This window comes from Microcella sp. (assembly GCF_033763155.1).
Taxonomy (GTDB): Bacteria; Actinomycetota; Actinomycetes; order Actinomycetales; family Microbacteriaceae; genus Microcella.
Window position 1 is genome coordinate 1 of sequence record NZ_JANRKZ010000232.1, and the last position, 2,468, is coordinate 2,468.

Genomic DNA, 2,468 nt, shown 5'->3' on the forward strand with positions numbered 1-2,468 from the left:
GTCGCCATCGTGAATTCTCCATCTCGTTCGCGGCACGGGCGGCCTCGAGCGTGTTCACTGAGACTATCGCCGACTACCCCATTCGAAAGGTGTCACATTGTGATTGACGACCCGCAGCGCTGGATTTGGGACTCGTGGTACGCCCAGGATGGCGACGATTACCACGCCTTTTTCCTGGCCGCTCCGCGCTCGTTGGGCGACCCCGACATGCGGCACTGGAGTGCCGTCGCGGCCCACGCTGTCTCTCGGGATCTGCGCGAGTGGCGGCACCTTCCCGATGCACTCGTACCGGGCGAAGCGGGTCGTTTCGACGACCAGGCCATCTGGACGGGCAGCGTCGTGAAAGATGGCGACGTCTGGCGGATGTTCTACACGGGTATTGACGCCACCACACGGGGCACGCGCCAACGCGTCGGCCAAGCGACCTCGCACGACCTCATCACGTGGACGCGCGTCTCGCCCGACCCCATCGCCGTCGCCGACCCGCGGTGGTACTCCACCTACGACCGCGAGGGCGTCGAGGCGTTTCGAGACCCGTGGGTGTTCCGACACACCGATGGCCGCTGGCACATGCTGGTCACGGCTACCGATCTCTACGGTCACGGTTGCATTGGGCACGCGACGTCAGATGACTTGCTCTCGTGGGTGGTTGACGAGCCGCTCGCGATCAAGACCGGATTCTTGCAACTCGAAGTGCTGCAGGTGCACACCTTTGGCGAAACGCCCGTGCTCTTCTTCTCGTGCCTCGAGACCGACATCAGCCTCGAGGGCGTTGAGCGCCGCACGGGGTACTACAGCGCTCCCGCCGAGTCGGCCCTGGGTCCGTTCGCTCTTGACCGAGCCGAGCCCATGAACGTTGACGGCATCTACGCGGGTCGCGTCGTTGAGACACCGTCTGGCCCCGTGATGATGGGCTTCCGCAACGTCACGGCGACGCGGCCATTCGAGGGAGTCATCGGCGCGCCGATCCCGCTCGAGTTGACGAGCCGGGGCACCGTCAACGTGCGGGTGCCTTAGCAGCGACGGGCGCGGGCCGGGGGCGCACCGACGGGAGCGAACGCGGGTGAGGGGTGCGGGTCGCTGCTCGCGGGCATCCCGCGTTGCCGCCTAGAAGAAGTCGGGGCTCGGTGCCGACGCGTAGCGGATCGACACATCGGCGTGGCGGTCGAATCGGTAGCCCGAGCCGCGCACCGTGCGCACGATGTCTTCATACCCGCCGAGCTTCGCGCGCAGGCGACGCACGTGCACGTCGATCGTGCGCTCGTTCGGCACGTCCTCATCGCCATCGGCACCGTCGGCCCACAGCGACGTGATGAGCTCGGCGCGCTCGATCGTGCGGCCCTCGCGAAGAACGAGGTATTGCAGCAGCTCAAACTCTTTGTAGGTGAGCGGCGCGGTGTCGCCGTCGAGCAACACGCGCTTGCGGGAGATGTCGATCACCACGCCCTCGACCTTGGGTTCGGCAGGAGCCGTGGTGTCGCGACGATAACGAGCGAGTGCCGAGGGGTCTTGCAGTGCGAGTCGCACGACATCGACGTCGCGGCCACCCGCGCCCGCGGGAGCGAGGGCGACAGCGGCGTGCGTCTCAGCACCCGGAGCGAGTTCGGTCGTGAGCTTCTTGAGCTCGACAACGAGCCGACCAAGGTCGATGCCGGCGGCGGCCGCCTTCGCTTCGTCGAGCCCAACGTAGAGCACAAAGCCACGGGCTTCGGTGCCGTCGGGAACCGCCCGAATGCGCGGGGTGGCCACGGGCGGCGCGGCGGGCGTAACGGTCGGGGTTGCGGGGGGTGCCGGGTGGGTCGTGCGGGGAGAGAGGGTGGCGAGAGACATGGACGAGACGCTTTCTGCGGAGTCGAACGGTTCACCACCCACAGTCGGGGTGCCCGAGGGGGCGGTGGCGATCGGAAGCTGTGTGTCGAGGGTGCGGGCATCGGGAGCCGGAGCATCCGGCCCCGATGCGGAGTGAGTGCGCTCGGTGCGATCAGACATCGTCAAACGATGGATCGGCCGGTCAGCACGACTCGGGCGAACGGGTGGCCATTTAGGCGCACATTCGACAGCACACGTCAGCGCTCGCCGGCATCATCATGCCAGCGGTCTCCACAGCCTCGGAGGCGGTCAGGAGGTTCGCGGTGACGGTCATAGGGGCAAGTATCCCCGAGGGCGACGCAGAGCGTCAAGTTAGGGGCGTTAGCCCACCGTGCCATAGAGGCGGTCACCCGCGTCGCCGAGGCCCGGCACGATGTAGCCCTTCTCGTTGAGCTTCTCGTCAAGCGCACCGAGCACGATCGTGACGTCGCGCCCTGCGGTGGCCTTCTCGATCATCTCGAGTCCTTCAGGGGCGCCCAAGATGCAGACGGCGGTGACGTCGTCGGCGCCGCGGGCGAAGAGGAACTCGATCGCAGCGAGCAATGAGCCTCCCGTGGCCAGCATGGGGTCGAGCACAAAGCACTGGCGGCCTTCGAGCT

At 67.0% G+C, this 2,468-nt stretch carries 3 protein-coding genes; 1 reads left to right on the forward strand and 2 read right to left on the reverse strand.

The window, feature by feature from the left end; all coding sequences use genetic code 11:
- Window positions 1-99: 99 nt before the first annotated feature.
- On the forward strand, window positions 100-1,017 hold the full coding sequence (locus SFU54_RS09835; RefSeq protein WP_319016095.1) for a glycosyl hydrolase family 32: 918 nt from the start codon (window positions 100-102) through the stop codon (window positions 1,015-1,017).
- 90 nt (window positions 1,018-1,107) lie between these two features.
- Here SFU54_RS09835 and SFU54_RS09840 read toward each other — a convergent pair whose 3' ends face one another.
- Both SFU54_RS09840 and upp read right to left on the reverse strand, forming a co-directional pair.
- Window positions 1,108-1,830, reverse strand: a complete 723-nt coding sequence (locus tag SFU54_RS09840) for a winged helix-turn-helix domain-containing protein (RefSeq protein WP_319016097.1) — start codon at window positions 1,828-1,830, stop codon at window positions 1,108-1,110.
- A 360-nt stretch (window positions 1,831-2,190) separates the two neighbouring features.
- Window positions 2,191-2,468: uracil phosphoribosyltransferase (upp, locus tag SFU54_RS09845; RefSeq protein WP_319016096.1), on the reverse strand; the 278-nt coding region annotated here is incomplete at its 5' end.

Bases quoted from the DNA above. Each gene is read 5' to 3' on its own strand.
- SFU54_RS09840 (WP_319016097.1), bottom strand. From the start codon at position 1,830: ATGTCTCTCGCCACCCTCTCTCCCCGCACGACCCACCCGGCACCCCCC.